Origin of the sequence: Pseudoduganella namucuonensis (genome assembly GCF_900116645.1) — a bacterium.
In the GTDB taxonomy this organism is placed as follows: Bacteria; Pseudomonadota; Gammaproteobacteria; order Burkholderiales; family Burkholderiaceae_D; genus Rugamonas; species Rugamonas namucuonensis.
Map to the genome: position 1 here is coordinate 130,256 of NZ_FPBO01000012.1, position 20,491 is coordinate 150,746.

The following is a 20,491-nucleotide window of genomic DNA, read 5'->3' on the forward strand; positions in this document are numbered from 1 at the left end:
CCGCGCCACCGGGGACGCCCGCGGTTTGCTATAGTTGCCCATGATGCCAGCCCAGCCCGACACCCTCCCCCCCGCCCAGGCCCACGCGCGCCGGCCGCACCGCGCCCGCACCTTCTGGGGCCTGGTGCTGCTGGCCGGGCTGGCGCTGCCCTACCTGGCCTACTGGTGGGTCGATTCCCTGGCCACCGAGCGCCTGCGGGCGGCGGGCGCGCAACGGCTGGAGGTGTACGCCACCAGCCTGGAAAACCTGCTCGACAAATACGACTTCGTGCCGCGCATGCTGGAACTGGACAAGGACGTGGTCGCGCTGCTGGAACGCCCCGGCGACGAGGCCCTGCGCAACGGCGTCAACGAATACCTGGAGGGCATCAACCGCCAGGCCGGCTCCAGCACCATCTACGTGGTCAACCTGCTGGGCCGCACGCAGGCGGCCAGCAACTGGCGCCAGAAGGACAGCTTCGTCGGCGACGACGTCGGCTTCCGCCCCTACCTGAAGGACGCGCTGCGCGGCCAGCCCGGCGGCTTCTACGGCGTCGGCACCACCAACGGCGAGCCGGGCTACTTCTACGCGCACGGCATCTACAAGAACGGCCGCATGCTGGGCGTGGCGGTGGTGAAGGTGAACATCGAGGAACTGGAAAAGAACTGGGCCCAGGGCGCGGACAAGGTGATGCTGGTGGACGCCAACGGCGTCATCTTCCTCACCTCGGCGCGGGCCTGGAAATACAAGACGCTGCGGCCGCTGGCGGCCGACGTGCGGGCCCAGCTGGAACACACGCGGCAATACCACCGCCAGCCGCTGACGGCGCTGACGCTGGCGTCGGACCAGCCGCAGGCCAACGGCACCCGCCTGTTGGCCATCCGCGACACCGGCGCCGGCCTGGCGGCCGCGCCGCCGCGCATGCTGGCGCAGACCCGCTCGCTGGCGCCGCGCGACTGGACCTTCATCTACCTGTCCGACCTGAGCCAGGCGCGCGGCAACGCCCGCGTCGCCTTCCTGTTCGCGCTGCTGGCCTACGGCTTCCTGCTGCTGCTGTTCCTGCTGTGGCGCCAGCGCCTGCGGGCCAAGGAGGACCTGCAGCACGCCTACGACGACCTGGAGCGCATGGTCGACGAACGCACCGCCAGCCTGGCGCGCATGACGCAGGACCTGAGCAAGGAGGTGGACGTGCGGCGCGAGGCCGAGCAGCGCCTGCACATCACCCAGAACGAGCTGTTCCAGGCCGGCAAGATGGCGGTGCTGGGGCAGATGTCGGCCAGCATCACGCACGAGCTGAACCAGCCGCTGACGGCGCTGCGGACCATGTCCGACAACGCCGTGCTGCTGTTCGACCGCGGCCGCATGGACGACGTGAAGCACAACCTGAAGACCATCTCGCAGGTCGTGGCGCGCATGGGCAGCATCACCGGCAAGCTGAAAAGCTTCGCGCGCAAGTCCAACGCCGAGCTGGAGGCGGTGTCCGTGCACACCGCGATCTCGAACGCGCTGGTGCTGGTCGAGCGCCGCCTGCAGCTGGACAAGGTGACCTTCCAGCTGCGCATCGCCGAGGCCGACATCTACGCGCTGTGCGACAGCAACCGGCTGGAGCAGGTGCTGCTGAACCTGATGACCAACGCGCTGGACTCGATGGCCGGCTGCCCCGTGCGGCGGCTGGGGCTGGAGGTGACGGGCGCGGACGGGCAGGTGCGCATCGGCGTGTCCGACAGCGGCCCCGGCCTCACGGACGAGGCGCGCGCACGGCTGTTCGAACCTTTCTACACCACCAAGCCGCAAGGCGAGGGACTGGGGCTGGGGCTGGCCATCTCGGAGCAGATCGTGCGCGACTTCGGCGGCACGCTGCGCGCCGAGCAATGCGAGACCGGCGCCTGCTTCGTCATCGAACTCAAAGCGGCGCAGGAGACATGATGGACGACATAGAAGTGATCCTGGTCGAGGACGACCCCGCCGTGCGCGCCGGCAGCGAGCAGGCGCTGGACCTGGCCGGCTTCACCGTGCGCAGCTTCGAGAGCGCCGAGCCGGTGTGCAAGCTGCTGCGGCCGCACATGCCGATGGTGCTGGTGAGCGACGTGCGCCTGCCCGGCATGAGCGGGCTGGACCTGCTGGAGGCCGCGCGCGCCATCGATCCCGAGCTGCCGGTGATCCTGGTGACGGGCCACGGCGACATCGCCATGGCGGTGCAGGCGATCCAGGACGGCGCCTACGACTTCATCGAGAAGCCCTACTCCTCCGAGCAGCTGGCCGACGTGGCGCGGCGCGCGGCCGACAAGCGCCGCCTGCAGCTGGAGGTGCACACGCTGCGCCAGCGCCTGGAGCACAACGCCGGCATCGACGCCTGCCTGCTGGGCAACGCCCCCGCCATGCTGGCGCTGCGCCGGCTGATCCTGGACGTGGCCGACCAGCCGGCCGACGTGCTGATCTACGGCGAAACCGGCACCGGCAAGGAACTGGTGGCGCGCTGCCTGCACCAGTACAGCGAGCGCAGCCGGCACCACTACGTGGCCATCAATTGCGGCGCGATCCCGGAGACCATCTTCGAAAGCGAGTTGTTCGGCCACGAGCCGGGCGCCTTCACCGGCGCCGCCAAGCGCCAGGTGGGCAAGATCGAGCACGCGTCGCAGGGCTCGCTGTTCCTGGACGAGATAGAAAGCCTGCCGCTGGCGATGCAGGTCAAGCTGCTGCGGGTGCTGCAGGAGCGCTACATCGAGCGGCTGGGCTCCAACCAGCCGGTGCAGCTGGACGTGCGCGTCATCGCCGCGGCCAAGGTGGATTTGAAGGAGTATTCGGACCAGGGCAAGTTCCGCAGCGACCTGTACTACCGCCTCAACCTGATCGTGCTGCGCATCCCGCCGCTGCGCGAGCGCCGGGAAGACATTCCGATGCTGTTCGAGCACTTCATGCTGGACGCGGCGGCGCGCTACAAGCGCCCCGCCCCGGTGGTGCCGCCGGCGCACATGCAGGCGCTGATGGCGCACGACTGGCCCGGCAACGTGCGCGAGCTGCGCAACGCGGCCGACCGTTTCGTGCTGGGGCTGACCGCCGGCGCCGGGGCCAACGCGCCGCTGCCGCTGGCCGACCAGGTCGGCGCCTTCGAGCGCATGCTGATCGAGAACGAGCTGCGCAACGCCGGCGGCAGCGTCGCCGAGGCCTGCGCCGCGCTCGGCCTGCCCAAGCAGACCATGTACCACAAGATGCAAAAGTACGGCATCAGCGCCGACGACTACCGCCCCCAAAATTAAAAAGGGGTCAGGTTCGGTATTAAAAAAATACCGACCTGACCCCTTTTTACGGTATTAAAAAAAATACCGAACCTGACCCCTTTTTAACGCCGTCCGGCGCCGCGCGGGACGATAAAAAAAACCGCCAGGCTTGCGCGCTGGCGGTTTTTTCATGGGGCCTTGGCGATTACTGCGCCGCGGCTTGCGCTTCCTCGGCGGCTTTCATCGACAGCTTCAGGCGGCCGCGGTCGTCGGTTTCCAGAACCTTGACGCGCACTTGCTGGCCTTCCTTCAGGTAGTCGGCGACGGCGTTCACACGCTCGTTGGCGATCTGCGAGATGTGCAGCAGGCCGTCCTTGCCCGGCATCACTTGCACGATGGCGCCGAAGTCCAGCAGTTTCAGCACGGTGCCGTCGTAGGTCTTGCCCACTTCGACCGACGCGGTCAGCTCTTCGATGCGGCGCTTGGCTTCCTGGCCGGCGGCGGCGTCCACGGAGGCGATGGTGACCACGCCCTCGTCGCTGATGTCGATCTGGGTGCCGGTTTCCTCGGTCAGCGCGCGGATCACGGCGCCGCCCTTGCCGATCACGTCGCGGATCTTCTCGGGGTTGATCTTGATGGTGATCAGGCGCGGCGCGAAGTCGGACAGCTCGGTCTTCACGTGCGGCATGGCCTTCTGCATTTCGCCCAGGATGTGCTCGCGGCCTTCCTTGGCTTGCGCCAGCGCCACTTGCATGATTTCCTTGGTGATGCCCTGGATTTTGATGTCCATCTGCAGCGCGGTGATGCCGTTGGCGGTGCCGGCCACCTTGAAGTCCATGTCGCCCAGGTGGTCTTCGTCACCCAGGATGTCGGACAGCACGGCGAAACGGCCGCCTTCCTTGATCAGGCCCATGGCGATGCCGGCCACGTGCGCCTTCATCGGCACGCCGGCGTCCATCAGCGCCAGGCAGCCGCCGCAGACTGAGGCCATCGACGAGGAACCGTTCGATTCGGTGATCTCGGACACCAGGCGCACCGAGTAGCTGAACTCGTCGGCGGCCGGCAGCGCGGCGATCAGCGCGCGCTTGGCCAGGCGGCCGTGGCCCACTTCGCGGCGCTTCGGCGTACCGACGCGGCCGGTTTCGCCGGTGGCGAACGGAGGCATGTTGTAGTGCAGCATGAAGTCGTCGGTGTACTCGCCCATCAGGGCGTCGATCTTCTGCGAGTCGCGGGCGGTGCCCAGCGTGGCGACGACCAGCGCCTGGGTTTCGCCGCGGGTGAACAGCGCGGAACCGTGGGTGCGCGGCAGCACGGAGGTGCGGATCGAGATCGGGCGCACGGTGCGGGTGTCGCGGCCGTCGATGCGCGGCTCGCCTTCCAGGATCTGCGAACGCACGACCTTGGCTTCCATGTCGAACAGGATGTTGCCCACTTCCACGCCGTCCGGCGCGTCGACGCCGTTGGCGGCCGCGTCGGCGGCCAGGTCGGCCACCACCTCGGCCGACATCGCGCGCAGCTTGTCGGTGCGGGCCTGCTTGTCCTTGGTCTGGTAGGCGGCGTTGATTTTCGCCTCGGCGAACTGCGTCACCTTGGCGATCAGCGCCTCGTTCTTGGCCGGAGCGGTCCATACCTGCTCGGGCTTGCCGCCGTCGCGCACCAGTTCGTGGATCGCGTCGATGACCGCTTTCATCTGCTCGTGGCCGTACACGACGGCGCCCAGCATGATTTCCTCGGACAGTTGCTTGGCTTCCGATTCCACCATCAGCACGGCGGTCTCGGTGCCGGCCACAACCAGGTCCATCTGCGAGGTTTTCAGCTGGGTGGTGGTCGGGTTCAGGATGTACTGGCCGTTGGCGTAACCCACGCGGGCAGCGCCGATCGGGCCGTTGAAGGGCACGCCGGAGACGCACAGGGCGGCCGAGGCGCCGATCATCGAGGCGATGTCCGGATCGATTTCAGGGTTGACCGACAGCACGTGAATGATCACCTGCACTTCGTTCATGTAGCCTTCAGGGAACAGCGGACGGATGGGACGGTCGATCAGGCGGGACGTCAGGGTTTCTTTTTCGGAAGGACGGCCTTCGCGCTTGAAGAAGCCGCCAGGGATTTTACCGGCCGCGTAGGTCTTTTCCAGGTAGTCCACGGTCAACGGGAAGAAGTCCTGGCCCGGTTTCGCGTCCTTGCGCGCCACCACGGTCGCCAGCACAACGGTGTCGTCCACCGACACCAGCACCGCGCCGGAAGCCTGGCGGGCGATTTCGCCGGTTTCCAGGGTCACGGTGTGTTGGCCGTACTGGAAGGTTTTCGTAACTTTGTTAAACATGGGTAATCCCTTTCTATTTGCCGACAGATTTTCAGGAGCTGTCGTTCACCTCACCACAGTCAGCGGCCATAAGCGCCGGCCGCTGCCTTACTGCTGTTCTTGTTGCCACTTTGCTTAGGGTACTGCGTACCGCCGGACCACCAAACGTGCCAATTGGCAAGTTTTTTCCCGGCTCAGAATGACAAAATGCCCGCGGCAGAGAACTGACGCAGGCATCGTGGCGTTAAGCCGGGACGTGCAAAGATTACTTACGCAGGCCCAGTTTGGCGATCAGGTCGCGGTAACGGGTCGCATCTTTGTTTTTCAGGTAGGCCAGCAGGCTCTTACGACGGTTAACCATCATGATCAGGCCGCGGCGGCTGTGGTGATCCTTGCTGTGGGCTTTGAAGTGACCGTTCAGTTCGTTGATGCGTGCGGTCAGCAGCGCAACTTGAACTTCTGGGGAGCCGGTGTCGTTCTGGCCACGTGCGTTGTCCGCGATGATCGCGGCTTTGTTGATGTTTTCTACGGTCATGGTAATACCTTTCACATGCGGTGTACGGAGTCTGAACCCTGCGCACCGTGAGTAACGTTGATAAAAAAGCCTGGTCCAGAAAGACCAGACCCGCAAGTATAGCGGATTCGGCGCCGAATGTGGATAGAATTAGCCATGTACGCCTAACCAGGGAGCTTTCACATGAAAAAACTTATCCTATCGTCACTCATCCCCGTGCTGCTGGGCGGCTGCGCCGGCTTCGGCGCCCCGCCACCGGTGGCCGGCGAGCGCATCGACGCGGTACGCGCCCGTCTCGGCCAGCCGACCTCGACCATCCCCGACGGCGGCGACACCTTGCTCGAATACGCGACCGGGCCGTTCGGCCAGCGCACCTACATGGCCAGGTTCGGATCGGACGGCGCGCTGCGCTCCTACGAGCAGGTGCTGACGGACGCCAAGTTCGGCACCATCAAGGTGGGCGCGGACCGGATCGAGAAGGTGGTGAGCACGGTCGGGCACCCGACCGAGAAGTCCTACCTGCCGCTGCGCGAGCTGCACGTGTGGTCCTACCGCTACAAGCAGTCGGACGTGTGGGACGCGATGATGCACGTCCATTTCGACAAGAACGGCATCGTGCGCGACATGATGGCCGGGCCCGACCCCGACCGCGAGGAAAAGCGCAGCTTCTTCCGCTAAGAACCAGAGCCGAAGGCCGGGGTCAGACCCGTTGGGGGTAGGAGCCCCGGTGGGGCTCCTACCGATCCCGAAGGGTCTGACCCCAGAATTTGCCTCTGGTTTCAGCCTATTCGGTCTGCGGGTTGAGGCGCTCGGTTTTCGAGTGCAGCTTGTTCAGGCCGGACAAGTAGGCCTTGGCCGAGGCGACCACGATGTCCGGGTCAGCGCCGACGCCGTTGACGATGCGCCCCGCGTGCGACAGCCGCATCGTCACCTCGCCCTGCGACTGGGTGCCGGTGCTGATGGCGTTGATCGAGAACAGCACCAGTTCGGCCCCGCTGCGCGCCTGGCTTTCGATGGCGTTGACCATGGCGTCCACCGGGCCGTCGCCGGTGCCCTCGGCGGCCTGCTCCTTGCCGCCGATCGAGAACACGATCCGGGCGCGCGGCGTCTCGCCCGTCTCGGAGCTCTGCGCCAGCGACACCAGCCGGTAGTGCTCGTTGTCGTGCGCCTGCTCCTCGTCGGTCACCAGCGCCACGATGTCCTCGTCGAAGATCTCGGACTTGCGGTCGGCCAGCTCCTTGAAGCGGCCGAAGGCGGCGTTGACCTCGGCCTCCGATTCCATCTCGATGCCCAGCTCCTGCAGCCGCTGCTTGAAGGCGTTGCGGCCGGACAGCTTGCCCAGCACGATCTTGTTGGCGGTCCAGCCCACGTCCTCGGCGCGCATGATCTCGTAGGTCTCGCGCGCCTTCAGGATGCCGTCCTGGTGGATGCCGGAGGCGTGCGCGAAGGCGTTGGCGCCCACCACCGCCTTGTTCGGCTGCACCGCGAAACCGGTGATCTGCGACACCATTTTCGAGGCCGCCACGATCTGCGTGGTGTCGATGCCGACCGTCAGGTTGTAATAGGCCTGGCGCGTGCGCAGCGCCATCACCACCTCCTCCAGCGCGGTGTTGCCGGCCCGTTCGCCCAGGCCGTTGATGGTGCATTCGATCTGGCGCGCGCCGCCTATCATCACGCCGGCCAGCGAGTTGGCCACCGCCAGCCCCAGGTCGTTGTGGCAGTGCACCGACCAGATGGCCTTGTCCGAATTGGGAATGCGCTCGCGCAGCCGCTTGATGGTGGCGCCGAAGATCTCGGGCACGGCGTAGCCCACGGTGTCCGGGAAGTTGATGGTGGTGGCGCCCTCGGCGATCACGCCCTCCAGCACGCGGCACAGGAAGTCCTCGTCGGAGCGGCTGCCGTCCTCCGGGCTGAATTCGATGTCGTCGGTGTGGTTGCGGGCGAAGCGCACGGCCAGCCTGGCCTGCTCCAGCACCTGCTCGGGCTCCATGCGCAGCTTCATTTGCATGTGCAGCGGCGAGGTGGCGATGAAGGTGTGGATGCGCTTGCGCTCGGCCGGGGCCAGCGCCTCGGCGGCGCGGGCGATGTCGCGGTCGTTGGCGCGCGACAGCGAGCACACGGTCGATTCGCGCACGTGCGAGGCGATCGCCCTGATCGATTCGAAGTCCCCCTGGGAGGCGGCCGCGAAGCCGGCCTCGATCACGTCCACCCGCAACCGTTCGAGCTGCTTGGCGATGCGCAGCTTTTCCTCCCGCGTCATCGAGGCGCCCGGCGATTGCTCGCCGTCGCGCAGGGTGGTGTCGAATATGATGAGGCGGTCGTTGCTCATGTTGGCTCCTGGGCTTGGCGGGTCCTAGCGTCGTTCGCTCTGGTCCACGGGTTCTTCTTCGGTCTGGATGATGCTGACGGGCTTGCCCTTGGCCATGCGCCAGAAGAACACGGCGTAGCCGGACAGGCCATAGATGATGAAGATCGGGAACAGCACTTTCGGCGGGTCGATGGACACCAGCGCGAACACCAGCGCGATCACGAACACGAAGATGAAGGGCACCGACTTGCGGAAGTTCAGCTCCTTGAAGCTGTAATAGGGCACGTTGGTCACCATCGTCAGGCCGGCGAACAGCGCGATGGCGAACGAGGTCCAGGACAGCTGCAGGCCGGGCACCTCCAGGTCCACCATCAGCAGCACGAAACCGACCACGATGGCGGCCGCCGCCGGGCTGGGCAGGCCCTGGAAGAAGCGCTTGTCGACCACTTCGATATTGGTGTTGAAGCGGGCCAGGCGCAGCGCGGCGCCGGCGCAATAGACGAAGGCGGCGATCCAGCCCAGCTTGCCCATGCCGCGCAGCGACCATTCATAGATCACCAGCGCCGGCGCGGCGCCGAAGGACACCATGTCGGCCAGGCTGTCGTACTGGGCGCCGAATTCGCTCTGGGTGTTGGTGAGGCGGGCGATGCGGCCGTCCAGGCCGTCCAGCACCATGGCCACGAAGATGGCCCAGGCCGCGTATTCGAAACGCTGGTTCATGGCCATCACAATGGCGTAGAAGCCGCAGAACAGCGCCCCCGTCGTAAACGCGTTCGGCAGCAGGTAGATGCCGCGCGAGCGCGGCAGGTCGTCCTGGCCCTTGACCTTGCGGGCGAAGCGCGCGAAGCGCGAGTTCTTGGCCTTGGGCAGGACTGCGCCATTTTTGTTTCTGCGACGGGGGAAATTTGCCATTGGATTCCATTTCTAATGCTGCGGTTGAAACTTGCGCCCCTATTATATAGAGAGAGGCGCGGGCGGCAAAAGAAATGGTATCGGGCGGGCAGGATGGCCTTATTTGAATTTCACTTTGCCAACAAGGCGCATGTCCAGCGTGGTTTCGCCGGGCTCGAAGCTGGGCTCCTCCACCTGCATGTCGGCCGCCTTGGCGGCCCGCATCGCCATCGGCGCCGGCGCGTAGGCCTCGCGCTGCTGGTTGCCGCCGTAGTTGCCGGAACCCTCGAAGTCCACCGTTTCCAGCACCGCGTCGCCGGTCTTGCGGCCCATGGCGGCCGCGATGGCGGCGATGCGCTCGTTCAGGTTCTGGTAGGTGGCGGCGATGCGCTGCTCGTCCAGCTTCCTGGTCGCCGCGCGCGACAGGCCGAAGTGCAGGCCGTTCAAGGTCAGGATCTTTTGCGCGGCGGCCACCGTGGCCGGCAGCCGCTCGATGTTGGTGGTGGTGATCTGCAGGTACTGGCCCACGCGCCAGGCGGTGGGCACGCGCGGCTTCGGCGCCGTGCCGGGCGGCGGCGGCCGGTCCTCGGGATAGATCGGGTAGGTGTAATAGCCCTGCGTCTTCAGGCTGGCCTGGGGATCGGCTTTCTTCACGATATCCACGCCCTGCTTCATCTTCAGGTTCACGCGCGAGGCGGCGGCGGCCTTGTCCTTGTCCTGCTCCTCGATGGCCAGCGTGGCCACGGCCTGGTCGTTGGGCGCGGTCACTTCGCCGTGGGCGGGAACGATCACCAGCGTGCCGGCGGTCGGCATCGATTGCGCGTGGGCCTGCGAGCCCAGCAGCAAGGCGGCGGCCAGCAGGGTTTTATGGATCGTCATGTTGCGGTTCTCCGTGAGTGAATGACGATGCCACTGTAACCGAAGCGGGCCGCCCGGCGCGCGGCACTTGGTGACGCTTTGTAACGCGCCGGCCCGCCTCAGCTCAGCATGGCCAGCCAGCCGCGCCGGGCGGGCGTCCCGGGCGCGGCGCCCTGGCGGGCCGCGCCGCGCCAGGCCGGCAGGCTGTCCGCCTCCAGCGGCCGGGCGAACAGATAGCCCTGCGCCTCGTCGCAGCCGAAGCGCTCGAGCAGCGTCAGCACGGAGGCGCTCTCCACACCCTCGGCCACCACCCGCAGGCCCAGGTCGTGGGACAGCTTGACCATGGTGGACACCAGCGCCTGCCGGCGCTCGTCGCCGTCCAGCTCGCGGATGAAGGACTGGTCGATCTTGACCACGTCGGCCGGCATGCTTTGCAGATAGGCCAGGCTGCTGTAGCCGGTGCCGAAATCGTCGATCGCCAGGCCGATGCCGGCCGCCGCGATGGCCTCCAGCGTGGCGTTGGCCTTCCTGGGCTGCGCCATGATGGCGCTCTCGGTGATTTCCAGTTCCAGGCAGGCGGCCGGCAGGCGGTGCCGGGCAAGGATGGCCTCGATCACCGGCACGAAATCGGGCTCGAGCAGATTGGTGGCGGAGACGTTGACCGACATCTTCAGCCCCAGCCCGGCGCGCCGCCACACGCCCTGCTGGGCGATGGCCTGCGACAGCACCCAGAAGGTGGCGGCGCGCGCCATCGACGACTGCTCGACCACCGGCATGAACTCCCCCGGCGACACCACGCCCAGGGTCGGATGGGTCCAGCGCAGCAGCGCCTCGACGCCCACGCAGGCGCCGGACTTCAGGTCCACGCGCGGCTGGTACACCAGGCGCAGCTGGCCACTGTCGCGCTCCAGCGCGGCGCCGAACTCGTTCAGCAGCGCGAAGCGGCGCTGGTAGGCCGCGTCCCCGTCGCGCGAGTAGACGGCCACGCGGCTGGGGCAATCGCAGGCGTCCAGCGCGGCGCTGTGGGCGGTGCGCAGCACGTCCAGGCAATCGGACTCTCCCACCACGAACGGCGCCACGCCCACCGTGGGCGTGGCCACGAAGCGGGCGCTGGATTCGGCCGCGCCGGCGCTCAGGCGTTCGGCCAGCACCGCCGCGTACCCGTCCAGCGAGGCCGGCGCCGGCGCGATCAGCGCGAACTGGGTGGCGGCCACGTGGTACAGCTTGCGGCCGGGACGCAGGTGGACGCCGACCTTCCTGGCGCCGTCGCTCACCAGGTCGTCCAGGTAGGAGGAATTCATGACGCGCGCGGCGTTGCTGATCTGTTCCGGGGTGGCCAGGTTGATCAGCACCACCATGCCCGCCGAACCGGCCGGGAGGACCCGCTGCAAGTCCTGGAAATCCTCGATGAACTGGTTGCGGTTGGGCAGGCCACTGATCGGATCGATGCGGCCCAGCGCGTGCTGCAGCTCGATCTGCGCCATCACCATGGCCGCCAGGTCCGCCAGGTGGGCCAGCTCTTCCGGCGTCGCCTGCCGCGGCTCCATGCCCAGCACGCACATGGCGCCCAGGCAGTGGCCGTCCAGCGTGACTAGCGGCGCGCCGGCGTAGAAGCGCACGCCGCCGCGGGCCAGGTGGCTGTCCCGGTACAGCGGGTCCGCCAGCATGTCGGCGATCACCAGCGCGGCGGAACTCTCCGCCACGCCGGCGCAGGGCGCGAGCGAGCGCGGGATGGAGCTGTGCTCGACGCCGACACGCGATTTGAACCACTGGCGGTCGCTGTCGGTGAGCGACACGGCCGCGATCGGCAGGTTGAACACGCGCGCGGCCATGCGGGTGATGCGGTCGAACGATTCGCTGGGCGGCGTGTCCAGCAGGTTTAATCGGTGCAAAGCGGCCAGGCGCTTCGCTTCAAAAGAATGGTCGAAATGGGTCATTGGTCGGCTCATGGGTCTATACCAGGGGAATCCGTGGACACGGCGGCGACAATGCGGGATTGGGCACTGGTGCATGCCGGATGAGCGGCATGCGATAACGGCATGAAACCGGGCGGGAGTAAGGCTCGGTCGGGCAAGAACTTGCCCGGAGTACAGAGAATACCACGAAGCGCGCGGCGTTGCCGCCGCGCACGCCGGCAGGAGCGGGTTTTAGTCGGCCAGCGGCAACAGCAGGGTGTGCTGGGTGGCGGTGTGGAAATCGCGCCAGACGCGGTTGATGTCGCTCAGTTCACTCGCCGCGTGCAGGCCGCAATAGGGATAGAGCTCGTCCACCGCGCCGCGGCAGGCTTGCACCAGTTCCAACGACGCGGACTTGACGCCGGCGGTGGCCGCCTCGTCCAGCGCGCCGCCTTCGGCCACCAGCGCCCAGGCCTCGTCCAGCAAGCGGTAGAAGCGTGTGCGCGCCTCGGCGATGTCCCGCTCCGCCCGCGCGAAACGCCGCCGCACGGCGGGCAGTTCGGCCAGCATGGCGCCGCTGGCGGGATCGCGGCGGCGCGCCACGGCGTCCCGCGCCAGTTCGATGAAATGCGCGGCCATGCCGGCCAGGTTGGCGGACAGCGTGAAGTAGGCCAGCGGGTAGAAGGGGAAGCGGTACAGCGGCCCCGCCGCCGTGGCCGTGGCGGCGCCGATCTCGAAGCCGTATTCCCCGGCCACCCACGCGCCCTCGATGCGGTAGCTGTGCGAGGCGGTGGCGCGCAGGCCGACGCTGCGCCACGTGGGCTCCGGCGCCACCAGCGCGGCGGGCACCAGGAAGGCGCGGATGCGCGGATTGCCGGCGGCGTCCCTCAACACTTCGCCGTCCTGGCGCAGGATGGCGTTCAGCGTGAAATGGGTGCCCATGGGCGCGCCACTGGCGTAGTCCCAGCGGCCGGTGATGCGGAAGCCGTCGCCCTCGACGTCGGCGTGGCCGGTGGGCGCGCCGCTGCCGGCGAAGCACACGCGGCGCGTGCCGATCAGTTCACGCGCCAGCGCAGGCGGCAGGAAGCCGGCGAACCAGCCGGCCCCGGCGCACAGCGTGACCACCCAGCCCATGCTGCCGTCGGCGCGGGCGATGGCCTCCTCCAGCCGCACCGCGTAGGGCAGCGGCAGCTCGGCGCCGCCGGCCGCCCTGGGCGCCAGCATGCGCAGCCAGCCCCGGCGGTGGATCAGGGCCCGCTGCACCGGGTGCAGCCAGCCCGCGCCGTCCGCCGCGGGGGCGAATTGGCGCAGGCGCCGGATATCCCGCGCAAACAACAGCTCGGGCAAAGGGTCGGACCTCAACTGCGGGGACTTCGACTGCGGCATGCACAAACTCCAATCAATAAAGGGCGGCACGGGCCGCCGCCATGGGGACAGACCCGCGACCGAAGGCCCATGCCCTTGCCGCGGCCCGGGGCGCGGCGGTCCGTCCCCGGTTTCGCGCCGCGGCCGCGCCCAGCGCACAGCATGTGGCCGGTCCCTTACGCGGCGATGCGCTCGGGCGGCGGCCCCGGTTTGCGCGCGGACGCGGCGCGCGCCGGTGGCGCGGCAGGCGCCGCCGCCGCCGGCTCGCGCTGGTCGGCCAGCCGGAAGAACTGTACCATCCGCGCCAGCCTGGCGGCCTCGCCCTCCAGCGCGTCGGCGGCGGCGGCGGCGGCGGCCTGCTCGACCAGCGAGGCGTTGCTTTGCACCGCCTGGTCCATCTGCCCCACCGCCGCGCTGACCTCGTTGATGCCGACCTCCTGCTCGCGGCCCGCGCCCTGCATCTCGTCCATGATGCCGGTCACGCGGCTGACGCTGGCGACAATGTCCTCCATGGTGGCGCCGGCGTTCGCCACCAGCCGGTCGCCCAGCTCGACCTGTTCGACCGAGGCGCCGATCAGCACCTTGATCTCCTTGGCGGCCGCCGCCGAGCGCTGCGCCAGGGTGCGCACCTCGGTCGCCACCACGGCGAAGCCCCTGCCCTGCTCGCCGGCGCGCGCCGCCTCCACGGCCGCGTTCAGCGCCAGGATGTTGGTCTGGAACGCCAGCCCGTCGATGACGCCGGTGATGTCGGCGATCTTTTGCGCCGAGGCCTTGATCGAGGCCATGGTGGCCACCACCTGCGACACCACCGCGCCGCCCTTGCGCGCCACTTCGGAGGCCGACTGCGCCAGCGCGTCGGCCTGCTGGGCGCTGGCGCTGTTGCGCTCCATGGCGCGGGTCAGTTCCGTCATCGAGGCGGCCGTCTCCTCGATGGAACTGGCCTGCTCCTCGGTGCGGCTGGCCAGGTCGCGGTTGCCCTCGGCCATTTGCACGGCGGTCGATTCGATCGCCAGCGTGCCGCTGCGCACCTGGCCGACGATGGCGGCCAGGCTGTCGTTCATGTCCTTCAGCGCGGCCATCAGTTTACCGCACTCGTCCTTGGAGCGGACCTCGATCCGGCTGCCCAGGTCGCCCTCCGCCACCGTGCGCGCCACCCGCAGCGCCTGCTCGAGCGGGCGCTTCACCAGCACCAGCACCAGCGGGTACAGCAGCGCCGCCACCAGCGCCACCAGCGCCAGGCCGACCAGCGCGAGGCGGTTGCGCAGCGCGGCGGCCGGCGCCGTCACCTCGTCCACGACGGCCTCGCCCACCACCACCATGTCCCAGCTCTTGATATGGTCGTAGGCGGCGATGCGTTCCCGGCCGTCCAGCGTGTAGCGCGCCACGCCCTGCTTGCGCTCCAGCATGCCGCGGATGTATTCGCCGCCCGCGTCGTCCTTGGCGGCCAGAGCGTTCCGCCCCTCCGCCTGGGCGTGGATCAGCAGTTTGCCCAGGTCCTTGCCGGCGCGCGCCTCCAGCGCGAAGTAGTGGCCGGTCTCGCCCAGCTTGAGGCCCTTGATCTTGTTCTTCAGCGACAGCAGCGACTCGTCGAAGCCGACGCCGACATACAGGATGCCGATCACCTGCCCGGCGGCGTTCCTGATCGGCTCGTAATTGGTCATGTACATGCCGCCGAACAGGCTGGCGGGACCGGCGTAGGTCTGCCCTTCCAGCACCTTGCGGTAGCCGGGGTGCGCATGGTCGAGCTTGGTGCCGATGGCGCGCTCGCCGTTTTCCTTCTTGTGCGAGGTGGTGACGCGCACGAAATCGTCGCCGCGCCGCACGAACACGGTCGCGTACACGCCCGTCAGCCGGGTGAAGTCGTCCGGCACGCTGAAATCGAGGTTGAGCATCTTGCCGCTGCTGAGCGCCGGCGCGCTTTCGGCGCCGACCTTGACCATGTTGCCGGCATCGATCGTGAAGCCATCCGGGAATTTGCTCTTGAACAACTTGGCGTACACCGTCACCTGCTTGCGCAGGTCGGCGTCCACGATGCCCACCGTGTCGGACAGCATACGGGTCTTGTCGCCGACCTCGCGCGCGGCCTCCGCCTCGGCCAGGCGCGACACGCCCGCCTCGACCAGCACCACAAACGCCAGGAACACCGCGCTCACAATGCCGAACGCCGCCGCCGACACCTTGCTGCCTATACTCCAGTCTCGCCACATGATCATCCCCTCGCTCGCGGTTAATCGAAATCAGGATCGGAAGCTTACGAACCATCGCGAAGCGTAGCATGCAGGCAATACTTTAATAACGGCAACATGGCCCGGATTAGGCGTTCATCAAAGAAAACGGCCCGGACGCGCAAGCGAACGGGCCGTTCTTGACGGAATGGCTTGCGCCATCCCGCGTCGTGGAGCGACTGCTTAGTTCTTCGACTGGTCGACCAGCTTGTTCTTGGCGATCCAAGGCATCATCGCGCGCAGTTTGGCGCCGACTTCTTCGATCGGGTGCTCGGCGGTCAGGCGGCGGCGGGAAATCAGGGTCGGGGCGCCGGCCTTGTTTTCCAGGATGAAGCTCTTCGCGTATTCGCCGGTCTGGATGTCCTTCAGGCACTGGCGCATCGCGTTCTTGGTGTCTTCGGTCACGACGCGCGGGCCGGTGACGTATTCGCCGTATTCCGCGTTGTTCGAGATCGAGTAGTTCATGTTGGCGATGCCGCCTTCGTAGATCAGGTCGACGATCAGTTTCAGCTCGTGCAGGCACTCGAAGTAGGCCATTTCCGGAGCGTAGCCCGCTTCGGTCAGGGTTTCGAAGCCGGCCTTGATCAGCTCGACCGCGCCGCCGCACAGGACGGCCTGTTCGCCGAACAGGTCGGTCTCGGTTTCTTCGCGGAAGTTGGTTTCGATGATGCCGGCCTTGCCGCCGCCGTTGGCCGAGGCGTACGACAGGGCGATGTCACGGGCGTTGCCGGACTTGTCCTGGTACACGGCGATCAGGTGCGGCACGCCGCCGCCCTGGCTGTAGGTGCCGCGCACGGTGTGGCCTGGGGCCTTCGGCGCGACCATGATCACGTCCAGGTCGGCGCGCGGCACGACTTGACCGTAGTGCACGTTGAAGCCGTGGGCGAAGGCCAGCACGGCGCCTTCCTTGGCGTTCGGGGCGACGTTTTCGTTGTAGACCTGGGCGATGTTCTCGTCCGGCAGCAGGATCATGATGACGTCGGCGGCCTTGATGGCGTCGTTCACTTCCGCCACTTTCAGGCCGGCTTTCTCGACTTTCTGCCACGACGCGCCGCCCTTGCGCAGGCCAACGGTCACGTTGACGCCCGAATCGTTCAGGTTTTGCGCGTGCGCGTGGCCTTGCGAACCGTAGCCGATGATGGCAACGTTTTTGCCCTTGATCAGGGAGAGGTCGGCGTCTTTATCGTAGAAAACTTTCATGGTCATTCCTATCGTGGTAATGGGGTGCGTGCTGCTTGAATAATGTTTGTCGGCTGCCGGGGCGGCCTGCTTAAACCTTGAGGATGCGCTCGCCGCGTCCGATGCCGGAGCCGCCGGTGCGGACCGTCTCCAGGATGGAGGTGCGGTCGATCGCGTCGATGAAGGCGTCCAGCTTGGTCTTCGCGCCGGTCAGCTCGATGGTGTAGGTCTTCTCGGTCACATCGATGATGCGGCCGCGGAAGATGTCGGCGGTGCGCTTCATTTCCTCGCGCTCCTTGCCGACCGCCCGCACCTTGATCAGCATGAGCTCGCGCTCGATGTGCTGGCCCTCGGTCAGGTCCACCACCTTGACCACCTCGATCAGGCGGTTCAGGTGCTTGGTGATCTGCTCGATGATGTCGTCCGAGCCGGTGGTGACGATGGTCATCCGCGACAGGGTCGCGTCCTCGGTCGGCGCCACGGTCAGGGTTTCGATGTTGTAGCCGCGGGCAGAGAACAGGCCCACCACGCGCGACAGCGCGCCGGCTTCGTTTTCCAGCAATACAGAAATAATATGTCGCATTACAGATCCTCCGAACCCAGCAGCATTTCGGAGAGGCCCTTGCCCGCCTTCACCATCGGCCACACGTTCTCACTCTGGTCGGTGATGAAATTCATGAACACCAGCCTGTCCTTCATCGCGAACGCGTCGCGCATCGCGCCGTCCACGTCGCCCGGTTTCTCGATGCGCATGCCGACGTGGCCATAGGCCTCGGCCAGCTTCTCGAAGTCCGGCAGCGAATCCATGTAGGACTCGGAGTAGCGCGAACCGTAGTCGATCTGCTGCCACTGGCGCACCATGCCCAGGAAACGGTTGTTCAGCAGAATGATCTTCGGCGTCAGGTGGTACTGTTTGCAGGTCGCCAGTTCCTGGATGTTCATCTGGATCGAGCCCTCGCCGGTGATGCAGGCGACGGTCGAGCCGGGATTGGCCATCTGCACGCCCATGGCGTACGGCAGGCCGACACCCATGGTGCCCAGGCCGCCGGAGTTGCACCAGCGGCGCGGCTTGTCGAACGGATAGTACTGGGCGGCCCACATCTGGTGCTGGCCGACGTCGGAGGTGACGTAGGCGTCGCCCTTGGTCACGTCCCACAGGCTCTGCACCACTTGCTGCGGCTTGATCACCAGGTCCGACTTGGCGTATTTCAGGCAGTCGCGGCCGCGCCATTCGTTGATCTGCGCCCACCAGTTCTTCAGCGCGGGGGCGTTCGGCTTGGCCTCGGCCGCGTCCAGCTGGGCCAGGAACTCGACCAGCACGTCCTTGACGTTGCCGACGATAGGGATGTCGACCTTGACGCGCTTGGAGATCGACGAGGGGTCGATGTCCACGTGGATGATCTTGCGCGGATTGGTGGCGAAGTGTTTCGGGTTGCCGATCACGCGGTCGTCGAAGCGGGCGCCGATGGCGATCAGGACGTCGCAGTTCTGCATCGCCATGTTCGCCTCGTAGGTGCCGTGCATGCCGGGCATGCCGACGAACTTCTCGTCGGAGGCGCGGTAGGCGCCCAGGCCCATCAGCGTGTTGGTGACCGGGAAGCCCAGCTTGTCCACCAGCTTGTTCAGTTCCGGCGAGGCGTTCGCCAGGATCACGCCGCCGCCGGTGTAGATCATCGGGCGTTCGGCTTGCAGCAGCAGTTGCACCGCCTTGCGGATCTGGCCCGAGTGGCCCTTGTCCACCGGACGATAGGAACGCATCTCCACCTCTTTCGGGTAGGAGAACACGGTCTTGTGCATGCTGATGTCTTTGGGGATATCGACCAGCACGGGGCCGGGACGGCCGGTGCGGGCGATGAAGAATGCCTTCTTCATGGTGTCCGCCAGGTCCTTCACGTCCTTGACCAGGAAGTTGTGCTTGACCACCGGGCGGGTGATGCCCACGGTGTCGCATTCCTGGAAGGCGTCCTGGCCGATGGCGTGGCTGGGCACCTGGCCCGAGATCACGACCATGGGGATGGAATCCATGTAGGCGGTGGACAGGCCGGTCACGGCGTTCGTCACGCCAGGTCCGGAGGTCACCAGGGCGACGCCGACTTTGTTCGAGCTGCGCGAGTACGCGTCGGCGGCGTGGATCGCGGCCTGCTCGTGGCGCACCAGAATGTGCTGGAACTTGTCCTGATTGAAGATGGCGTCGTAGATGTACAGCACCGCGCCGCCTGGGTAGCCAAAGACGTGTTCGACACCTTCTTCAGCGAGACAGCGCACGACGATTTCTGCGCCCGTGATGGGTGCATTGGCTTCGGTGTTCATGAAACATTCCTTTCAAGGTCCATAGGAGATTGATCGGATGCTCTTGCCTGGCGAAGTGTGCGTTGCGTGACAGGTCTCCTGGCGTCCCTTCTTTCTGCGGGCACGGCGTTCGTTCCCTGAGCCATAGATCAGGTGCAAAACGTCGCTAAGCGCAACTCGTTCGGCCGGAGTGTCTGTCGCGGATATGCATACTTCTCGCGCTTGTGGCACGGGTTAGAGCAAACTGCTGACAAATGAAAGCGGGACTCACCGTTGGCGGCGTTGTGTGCCTGCCGGGTAAGACCATAGACTTCGTGGTGTGCGAAGCGTTCCATACGGTACTACGCCTGATGATTTTGATCAAGGAAAATGTTGAAATAAGCGCGCTTTTCGTGCCAAACTGGCGCGTTTCATTGCCCGATTCCGTTAAAAACATGCAAGAAGGTGCATTTTTTGCTAGGATGCCGCCTGTTTATCCCCCGGCAGCACTCCCCACGCATGGCAACAGACAAAGAATTATCGGACTTCCTCGAAAACGTCGAGCGGCGGGCTTATAAACAGGCCGTCTACGCGGTGCGCAAGGAGGAAAGCGCGCTCGACATCGTGCAGGACGCGATGATCAAACTGGCCGAGAAATACGGCGACAAGCCGGCCGCCGAGCTGCCCATGCTGTTCCAGCGCATCCTGCAAACCACCATCCTCGATTATTTCCGCCGCGAAAAGGTCCGCACCACCTGGGTCAGCTTGTTCTCAGGCATGGCCCCGGCGGGGGACGAGCACGAGGACTTTGATATACTCGAATCCTACGAGGCCGAGCACGGTTCCCAGGCGGCGGAATCGAGCGCGGACAAGGTGGAACGGATGCAGGTGCTCAACGCGATCGATGCCGAAGTACAAAAACTGCCGGCGCGTCAACGGGAAGCGTTCCTTATGCGTTACTTACATGATTTGGATGTGGCTGAAACCGCCGAAGCGATGGGATGCTCCGAAGGGAGCGTGAAAACGCATTGCTCGAGGGCGACTCACACGCTGGCCGAGGCGCTGAAAGCCAAGGGAATTAAATTATGAACACCGAAGATCTCAATTTCGCTTACCGGGTGCGCCACGCGCTCAACGAAAAGCTGGACGAGTTGCCGGCCTCGACCACCGACCGTCTGGCCGCCGCGCGCCAGGCCGCCATGGCGCGCAAGAAGGCGCACGTGCCCGTGCGCGTCACGCAGTCCGAACTGGCCACGGCCGGCGCGGGCGGCTTCTTCTCGTCCCCGTTCAACTGGCTGGGCCGCATGAGCGTGGCCGTGCCGCTGCTGGTGCTGGGCGTCGGCATGGTCGGCCTGTACCAATACGAGGAACAGCAACGCATCGCCGAACTGGCCGAGCTGGACGCGGCGGTGCTGTCGGACGAACTGCCGCTGTCGGCCTACCTGGACAACGGCTTCAACGCCTATCTGGAAAGCAGCGAGCAATAAG

General features: G+C 66.4%; 17 protein-coding genes. 6 read left to right on the forward strand and 11 right to left on the reverse strand.

The genetic code is table 11. The features are described from left to right. The first annotated feature begins 40 nt into the window (after nucleotides 1–40). Entirely contained in the window at nucleotides 41–1,906 is a 1,866-nt protein-coding gene (locus BM436_RS14910; protein ID WP_093556314.1) for a sensor histidine kinase, read from the forward strand. After that, the gene (locus BM436_RS14915; RefSeq protein WP_218164860.1) at nucleotides 1,903–3,237 is read left to right on the forward strand and encodes a sigma-54-dependent transcriptional regulator; all 1,335 of its coding nucleotides are present in this window, start codon (nucleotides 1,903–1,905) and stop codon (nucleotides 3,235–3,237) included. The genes BM436_RS14910 and BM436_RS14915 overlap by 4 nt, the downstream gene beginning before the upstream one ends. A gap of 166 nt (nucleotides 3,238–3,403) precedes the next feature. Here BM436_RS14915 and pnp read toward each other — a convergent pair whose 3' ends face one another. After that, nucleotides 3,404–5,521 carry a polyribonucleotide nucleotidyltransferase gene (gene pnp / locus BM436_RS14920; RefSeq protein ID WP_093556316.1) on the reverse strand — a complete coding sequence of 706 codons (2,118 nt, stop codon included), beginning with the start codon at nucleotides 5,519–5,521 and terminating at the stop codon, nucleotides 3,404–3,406. A 244-nt stretch (nucleotides 5,522–5,765) separates the two neighbouring features. Beyond that, nucleotides 5,766–6,035 (reverse strand): 30S ribosomal protein S15, encoded by a 270-nt coding sequence (gene rpsO / locus BM436_RS14925; RefSeq protein WP_093556317.1) that lies wholly within the window; start codon nucleotides 6,033–6,035, stop codon nucleotides 5,766–5,768. 162 nt (nucleotides 6,036–6,197) lie between these two features. On the opposite strand from rpsO, the gene BM436_RS14930 reads away from it, so the two are divergent. Next, complete coding sequence (locus BM436_RS14930) at nucleotides 6,198–6,692, forward strand: hypothetical protein (protein ID WP_093556318.1); 495 nt, start codon at nucleotides 6,198–6,200, stop codon at nucleotides 6,690–6,692. Nucleotides 6,693–6,798: 106 nt separating this feature from the next. Here BM436_RS14930 and BM436_RS14935 read toward each other — a convergent pair whose 3' ends face one another. The 9 genes from BM436_RS14935 to BM436_RS14975 form a co-directional block, all read right to left on the reverse strand. Beyond that, a complete protein-coding gene (locus BM436_RS14935) occupies nucleotides 6,799–8,343 on the reverse strand; it encodes a 2-isopropylmalate synthase (RefSeq protein WP_093556319.1) in 1,545 nt (514 codons plus the stop codon). A 24-nt stretch (nucleotides 8,344–8,367) separates the two neighbouring features. After that, nucleotides 8,368–9,234, reverse strand: coding sequence for a CDP-diacylglycerol--serine O-phosphatidyltransferase (gene pssA, locus BM436_RS14940; protein WP_093556320.1), 867 nt, complete (start codon nucleotides 9,232–9,234; stop codon nucleotides 8,368–8,370). A gap of 99 nt (nucleotides 9,235–9,333) precedes the next feature. Beyond that, nucleotides 9,334–10,092, reverse strand: a complete 759-nt coding sequence (locus BM436_RS14945) for an SIMPL domain-containing protein (protein WP_093556321.1) — start codon at nucleotides 10,090–10,092, stop codon at nucleotides 9,334–9,336. Between the two features lie 98 nt (nucleotides 10,093–10,190). Next, nucleotides 10,191–12,020 (reverse strand): putative bifunctional diguanylate cyclase/phosphodiesterase, encoded by a 1,830-nt coding sequence (locus BM436_RS14950; RefSeq protein ID WP_093556322.1) that lies wholly within the window; start codon nucleotides 12,018–12,020, stop codon nucleotides 10,191–10,193. Nucleotides 12,021–12,218: 198 nt separating this feature from the next. After that, nucleotides 12,219–13,352 carry an acyl-CoA dehydrogenase family protein gene (locus tag BM436_RS14955; RefSeq protein ID WP_093556323.1) on the reverse strand — a complete coding sequence of 378 codons (1,134 nt, stop codon included), beginning with the start codon at nucleotides 13,350–13,352 and terminating at the stop codon, nucleotides 12,219–12,221. Between the two features lie 155 nt (nucleotides 13,353–13,507). Then, entirely contained in the window at nucleotides 13,508–15,538 is a 2,031-nt protein-coding gene (locus BM436_RS38485; RefSeq protein WP_143133143.1) for a methyl-accepting chemotaxis protein, read from the reverse strand. Nucleotides 15,539–15,739: 201 nt separating this feature from the next. Further along, a complete protein-coding gene (ilvC, locus tag BM436_RS14965; protein WP_093556325.1) occupies nucleotides 15,740–16,756 on the reverse strand; it encodes a ketol-acid reductoisomerase in 1,017 nt (338 codons plus the stop codon). A 70-nt stretch (nucleotides 16,757–16,826) separates the two neighbouring features. Further along, entirely contained in the window at nucleotides 16,827–17,318 is a 492-nt protein-coding gene (gene ilvN / locus BM436_RS14970; RefSeq protein WP_093556326.1) for an acetolactate synthase small subunit, read from the reverse strand. Continuing rightward, nucleotides 17,318–19,045 (reverse strand): acetolactate synthase 3 catalytic subunit, encoded by a 1,728-nt coding sequence (locus tag BM436_RS14975; RefSeq protein ID WP_093556327.1) that lies wholly within the window; start codon nucleotides 19,043–19,045, stop codon nucleotides 17,318–17,320. The genes ilvN and BM436_RS14975 overlap by 1 nt, the downstream gene beginning before the upstream one ends. A 233-nt stretch (nucleotides 19,046–19,278) precedes the next feature. Between BM436_RS14975 and BM436_RS36225 the strand changes: the two genes are divergently transcribed. Genes BM436_RS36225 through BM436_RS14985 form a run of 3 tightly spaced genes read left to right on the forward strand, consistent with a single transcriptional unit; the run spans nucleotide 19,279 to nucleotide 20,490 of the window. After that, nucleotides 19,279–19,581 (forward strand): hypothetical protein, encoded by a 303-nt coding sequence (locus BM436_RS36225; protein ID WP_143133145.1) that lies wholly within the window; start codon nucleotides 19,279–19,281, stop codon nucleotides 19,579–19,581. Then, nucleotides 19,523–20,092 (forward strand): RNA polymerase sigma factor, encoded by a 570-nt coding sequence (locus BM436_RS14980; RefSeq protein ID WP_093556328.1) that lies wholly within the window; start codon nucleotides 19,523–19,525, stop codon nucleotides 20,090–20,092. Before BM436_RS36225 ends, BM436_RS14980 begins: the two co-directional genes overlap by 59 nt. After that, entirely contained in the window at nucleotides 20,089–20,490 is a 402-nt protein-coding gene (locus BM436_RS14985) for a DUF3619 family protein (protein ID WP_093556329.1), read from the forward strand. The genes BM436_RS14980 and BM436_RS14985 overlap by 4 nt, the downstream gene beginning before the upstream one ends. Nucleotide 20,491: the final 1 nt, after the last annotated feature.

Bases quoted from the DNA above. Each gene is read 5' to 3' on its own strand.
- BM436_RS14910 (WP_093556314.1), top strand. From the start codon at position 41: ATGATGCCAGCCCAGCCCGACACCCTCCCCCCCGCCCAGGCCCACGCG.
- BM436_RS14915 (WP_218164860.1), top strand. From the start codon at position 1,903: ATGATGGACGACATAGAAGTGATCCTGGTCGAGGACGACCCCGCCGTG.
- pnp (WP_093556316.1), bottom strand. From the start codon at position 5,521: ATGTTTAACAAAGTTACGAAAACCTTCCAGTACGGCCAACACACCGTG.
- rpsO (WP_093556317.1), bottom strand. From the start codon at position 6,035: ATGACCGTAGAAAACATCAACAAAGCCGCGATCATCGCGGACAACGCA.
- BM436_RS14930 (WP_093556318.1), top strand. From the start codon at position 6,198: ATGAAAAAACTTATCCTATCGTCACTCATCCCCGTGCTGCTGGGCGGC.
- BM436_RS14935 (WP_093556319.1), bottom strand. From the start codon at position 8,343: ATGAGCAACGACCGCCTCATCATATTCGACACCACCCTGCGCGACGGC.
- pssA (WP_093556320.1), bottom strand. From the start codon at position 9,234: ATGGCAAATTTCCCCCGTCGCAGAAACAAAAATGGCGCAGTCCTGCCC.
- BM436_RS14945 (WP_093556321.1), bottom strand. From the start codon at position 10,092: ATGACGATCCATAAAACCCTGCTGGCCGCCGCCTTGCTGCTGGGCTCG.
- BM436_RS14950 (WP_093556322.1), bottom strand. From the start codon at position 12,020: ATGAGCCGACCAATGACCCATTTCGACCATTCTTTTGAAGCGAAGCGC.
- BM436_RS14955 (WP_093556323.1), bottom strand. From the start codon at position 13,352: ATGCCGCAGTCGAAGTCCCCGCAGTTGAGGTCCGACCCTTTGCCCGAG.
- BM436_RS38485 (WP_143133143.1), bottom strand. From the start codon at position 15,538: ATGTGGCGAGACTGGAGTATAGGCAGCAAGGTGTCGGCGGCGGCGTTC.
- ilvC (WP_093556325.1), bottom strand. From the start codon at position 16,756: ATGAAAGTTTTCTACGATAAAGACGCCGACCTCTCCCTGATCAAGGGC.
- ilvN (WP_093556326.1), bottom strand. From the start codon at position 17,318: ATGCGACATATTATTTCTGTATTGCTGGAAAACGAAGCCGGCGCGCTG.
- BM436_RS14975 (WP_093556327.1), bottom strand. From the start codon at position 19,045: ATGAACACCGAAGCCAATGCACCCATCACGGGCGCAGAAATCGTCGTG.
- BM436_RS36225 (WP_143133145.1), top strand. From the start codon at position 19,279: ATGAAAGCGGGACTCACCGTTGGCGGCGTTGTGTGCCTGCCGGGTAAG.
- BM436_RS14980 (WP_093556328.1), top strand. From the start codon at position 19,523: ATGGCAACAGACAAAGAATTATCGGACTTCCTCGAAAACGTCGAGCGG.
- BM436_RS14985 (WP_093556329.1), top strand. From the start codon at position 20,089: ATGAACACCGAAGATCTCAATTTCGCTTACCGGGTGCGCCACGCGCTC.